We start from the raw sequence: 4,655 nt of genomic DNA, 5'->3' as shown, positions 1-4,655 counted from the left end.
CGATGCGCCTCGGACAACATCGCATACGTCTTACCCACACCCGGTGCCGCACCGAGATAGATCCGAAGCTTGCCGCGTGCCATGTGTCTCGTCCCCGCCCGCGGGGGCGACGGCTGCCCCCTGATCAACTCGCCGCTCCAGCGCTCAGGATGCCAGACGGCCGGTCCGGGGCAGGGCGCTCCACCGGCGCCCCGCCCGGCCCGGGGCCCGTGCTACCGCAGCGACTCGACGGCACGGGCCATGCTCTCGCCGCCGTGCCCCTCGGCCAGTTGCCGCTGGAACACCTCGTGCAGCGGCTGGAGCAGAGCGGTGCCCACGCCCAGCTCGCGGGTGGCGGTGAGGATGTTGGCGAGGCCGACGGCGTTGATGTCGATGTTCGACGTGTCCGTGCGGTAGTCGCCCGCGTCGATCTCGGCGGCGAAACCGGGCAGCGCGCCCAGGGCCTCCGTCAGCCAGCGGACGAGCAGGCCGGTGACCTCGCCCGCCGCGATCCCTGCCGAGCGGGCCACGGCCATGGTCTGGAAGAAGCCCGCGAACATCCCGTACATGCCGCTGAGCAGCGCCACGTCGTGCACGGGCGCGAGCCCGGCGTCCGCGCCGGTGAACACCGGGGCGCCGAGCGGCGCGAGCAGCGCCTCGTACCGCGCGAAGGCGTCGGCGTCACCGCTGTACAGGACGAAGGCCTCCGGGGTGCCGATGGTCTGCGGAACGGCGTACACCGCGCCGTCCACGTACGCCGCACCCTGCTCGGTGACCTGGGCGGCGAGGTCGCGGGCGGGGCCCGGGGTGCCGGAGGTGAGGTTGACGACGGTGCGGCCCGCGAGGGCGCCGCCGACCGGCGTGAGCAGGTCGCGGACGGTGGTGTAGTCGAGGACGCAGACGACGACCAGGTCGCTCGCCGCGACGGCGGCGGCCGGGGTGGGCGCCGCCGTCGCGCCCCGGGCGACGAGTTCGTCCGCCTTGCCCGGCGAGCGGTTCCAGACGGTGACCTTGTGGCCCTGGTCCAGGAAGGTGCGGGCGAGGGCCTGGCCGAGGTTGCCGAGGCCGATGACGGTGACCGTCGCGGGCGCGCCCGCCTTCTGGTTCGTGCCCGCGTCCGCCTTCGTACCCGCGTTCTCGTTCGTACCCGGGTCCGCCTTCGTACCCGCGTTCTCGTTCGTGCCCGCGTTCTCGTTCGTACCGGTGCTCATGGTGTGTGTGCTCCGTGGTGAGGGGCCGTGCGCTCGGTGCTCGCGGCCTGTGGTCATCACCTTGCGGGCGGGTGCTGTCGGTCGGCTGCCGGTTCGCTGTCGGTTCCCTTCCGGCTCGCCCGCCGGAAGGCCGCCGGCAGTCTGCCCGGAGGCTGCCGTTCGTACGATCACGCTGCTCACCTGGCGGGTTATCGTCGTCGGCATGCGATTCGGGGTGCTCGGTCCGCTGGCGGTGTGGACGTCGGACGGCGCGGACGTCGCCGTGCCCGGCGCCAAGGTCCGGGCGCTCCTCGCCCAGCTGCTGGTGCACCCGGGGCGCCCGGTGTCCGTCGAGCGGCTCGTCGACGGGCTGTGGGGCGAGGAGCTGCCCGAGCACCCCGGCAACGCCCTGCAGGGCAAGGTGTCCCAGTTGCGCCGCGCCTTGGAGCGAGCCGAGCCGGGCGGCCGTGAGCTGGTGGAGTCGGGCCCCGCGGGCTACACGCTGCGGGTCCCGCCGGAGGCGGTGGACGCGGGGCGGTTCGCGGTGCTCCTGAAGCGGGCGCGCGGCACGGACCCGCCCGAGGAGCGGGTACGGCTGTTCACGGAGGCCCTGGACCTGTGGCGCGGCGACGCGTTCGCGGGCTTCGCCGGGCAGCCGTTCGCGCGCGGTGCCGTCGACCGGCTGGACGAGGCGCGGCTGGCCGCGTGGGAGGAGCAGGCCGAGGCGCGCCTGGCCGCGGGGGAGCACGGCTCGCTCGCCGCGGACCTCGCCGACCTGGTCGTACGCCATCCCCTGCGGGAGCGGCTGCGGGCGGCGCAGGTGCGCGCCCTGTACCGCTCCGGGCGGCAGACCGAGGCCCTGGAGGCGTACGAGGACCTGCGGCGCCGCCTCGCCGACGACCTGGGCCTGGAGCCGGGCGCGGACCTCGTCGCCCTGCACGGGGCGATCCTGCGGCAGGACCCGGCGCTAGACGCCCCACCGGAGCGGCGTAGTGAACGCGTGGGCGCAGAGCCCGATTTGGCGGCACCGCTTGGCGAGCGGGCAGCGGGCCCGCGCCCCGCCCCTGTCTCCAGGGTCCGCAGCAACCTCCCCGCCCCCGTCTCCGGCCTCGTCGGCCGCGACGACGCCGTCCCCGCCGTGCGCCAACTCCTGGGCGAGGGACGCCTGGTGACGCTCACCGGCCCCGGCGGCGTGGGCAAGACGCGGCTCGCCGTGGCGGCGGCGCGTGGCGTCGCCGCCGACTTCCCCGACGGGGCGTGGCTCGTCGAGCTGGCGGGGATCGACGCGGGCCGCGCCCCGGGGCCGGAGGCCGTCGCGGAGACCGTGACACGGGTGCTCGGCCTCCACGAGGAGCCGCGGGCGGGCGCGGGCGGGGACGCCGTGGCCCGGCTGGCGCGCGCCCTGGACGCGCGGCGGCTGCTGCTCGTGCTCGACAACTGCGAGCACGTGGTGGACGCCGCGGCCGAGGCGGTGGCGGCCCTGCTGCGGGACGTGCCCGGCCTCACCGTGCTCGCGACCAGCCAGGAGCCGCTCGACGTGAGCGGCGAGCGGCTGTGGCCGGTGCCGCCGCTGGAACTGGGCGGCGCCATGGAGCTGTTCGCGCGGCGCGCCGGGCTCGGCACCGGCGCGGCGGCGCTCGGCGGGGACGACGCGGAGGCCGTCGCGGAGCTGTGCGTCCGGCTCGACGGGCTCCCGCTGGCCCTCGAACTCGCGGCGTCCCGGGTCCGCACGATGGGCGTGCACGGCCTGCTCGCCCGCATCGACGACCGGTTCGCGCTGCTCGGCCGCGGGCTGCGCGGCGCCCCCGCGCGCCAGCGCACACTGCGCGCGGTCATCGACTGGAGCTGGTCGCTCCTGAGCGGGCCCGAGCAGACGGTGCTGCGCCGGCTCGCCGTGCACGAGGGCTGCGGCCTGGACGCGGCGCGGGCGGTGGGCGCGGGCGGGGCCGTGCGCGGCGAGGACGTGCTCGACCTGCTGGCGCGGCTCGTGGACCGTTCGCTGGTGGTGGCCACGGACCGGCCGGACGGGCCGCGGTACTGCGTCCTGGAGTCCGTACGGGAGTACGGCGTCGAACAGCTGCGCGCGGCAGGCGAGTTCGCGGACGTACGGGAGCGGCACAGCGCCCACTACGCCGCGCTGGCCGAGCGCGGGGGCGCGGCGCTGCGCGGGCCGCGGCAGCGGGAGTGGCTGGAACGGCTCGACGAGGAGAGCGGCAATCTGCGCCGCGCCCTGGACACCGCGGTCGAGCGCGGGGACGCGGACCGGGCCCTGCGGATGACGAACGCGCTGGCCTGGTACCGGGTGCTGCGGGGCCGCACCGCCGAGGCCCGTCGGTCGCTGGACGCGGCGCTGGCCCTGGTGCCCGGCCCGGCGGGCCTGCCGGCCGCCACCCGCGCGGCGCGGGCCCTCGCGCTGGCCTGGCGCGCCGGCATCGCCCTGCGCGAGGGCGAGGACACGTGGGCCGACGCGTGCCCGGGGACCGGGGCGGACGGTACGGACGACGCGAACAGCGCGGACGGCGCGGACGGCGCGAGCAACCCAGGCGGCACGGACGGCACGAACAGCACGGTCGACACGGACAGCACGGCCGCGCCCGGCGGTGACCCGCTGCCGCGCGCGGCGTTGGCCGGATTCACCGGGGTCGACGACCCCTCGGGCCGCGCCACCGCCCTGTGGGTCCTGGGCTCCGCGCAGCTCGGCGCGGGCGCCGTGGACACCGGGGAGAGCCTGGTGAACGAGGCCCTGGACGCCTTCGCCGCGCTGGGCGACGACTGGGGCACGGCGGCGGCGCTCAGCGTGCGGGCGCGCCACGCCATGGCGCACGGTGACCTGGCCGCGGTCCGGCGGGACAGCGAGCGCAGCGCGCGGCTCTTCCGGCAACTGGGCGACGGCTGGGGGCAGTTGCAGACGGTGTTCCCGCTGGCCGCGCTCAGCGAGATCGCGGGCGACTACGCCGAGGCCGCCCGGCTGCACCGCGAGGGGCTCGCCATCGCGGAGCGGCTCGGCCTGTGGGCGGAGGCCTCCAAGCGCCTGTCGGGCCTTGGCCGGATCGCGCTGCTCACGGGCGACACGGCGGGGGCCCGGGCCGCGCACGAGCGGGCCCTGAGGCTGGCGCGCGACCACAGCTTCCGCTCGGGTGAGGTCGACGCCCTGATCGGCCTCGGGCTCGGGGCGCGCAGGGAGGGCGACCTGGACGGCGCGGAGCGGCACATGCGCGAGCTGTTGGCGTGGTTCCGCAAGGCCGGCTACGGCCCCGGCGTGACGCTCGCGCTCGCCGAGCTGGGCTTCACGGCGGAGCTGCGCGGCGACGCCGAGGCGGCCCGGGCGTGGCACGCGGGGGGGTTCGAGGTGGCGCGGGGCCTGGGCGACCCGCGGGCGCTGGCGCTCGCCCTGGAGGGCCTCGCCGGGGCGGAGGCCGCCGCGGGTGCCCACGGCACGGCGGCGCGGCTCCTCGGCGCGGCGCTGCGGCGGCCGGGCCTCCGCCC

At 77.4% G+C, this 4,655-nt stretch carries 3 protein-coding genes; 1 reads left to right on the top strand and 2 read right to left on the bottom strand.

Features of this window, described 5'->3' with window-relative positions:
• Together QK440_RS40810 and QK440_RS40805 are read right to left on the bottom strand one after the other, a co-directional pair.
• On the bottom strand, positions 1–83 hold an 83-nt coding region (locus QK440_RS40810; protein WP_282798324.1), incomplete at its 3' end, for a hypothetical protein.
• Between the two features lie 129 nt (positions 84–212).
• Positions 213–1,190 carry an NAD(P)-binding domain-containing protein gene (locus tag QK440_RS40805; protein WP_282798323.1) on the bottom strand — a complete coding sequence of 326 codons (978 nt, stop codon included), beginning with the start codon at positions 1,188–1,190 and terminating at the stop codon, positions 213–215.
• A gap of 202 nt (positions 1,191–1,392) precedes the next feature.
• On the opposite strand from QK440_RS40805, the gene QK440_RS40800 reads away from it, so the two are divergent.
• A partial coding sequence (locus tag QK440_RS40800) for a BTAD domain-containing putative transcriptional regulator (RefSeq protein WP_282798322.1) occupies positions 1,393–4,655 on the top strand: 3,263 nt, incomplete at its 3' end.

The sequence above is a fragment of the Streptomyces sp. CC224B genome, assembly GCF_030010595.1.
Taxonomy (GTDB): domain Bacteria; phylum Actinomycetota; class Actinomycetes; order Streptomycetales; family Streptomycetaceae; genus Streptomyces; species Streptomyces longispororuber.
The sequence above is the reverse complement of the archived record's forward strand: the minus strand, read 5'-3'. Positions and strand labels throughout refer to the sequence as shown.

What these genes read in the sequence shown, in the direction of transcription:
- QK440_RS40805 (WP_282798323.1), bottom strand. Translation starts at nt 1,190, where the DNA reads ATGAGCACCGGTACGAACGAGAACGCGGGCACGAACGAGAACGCGGGT.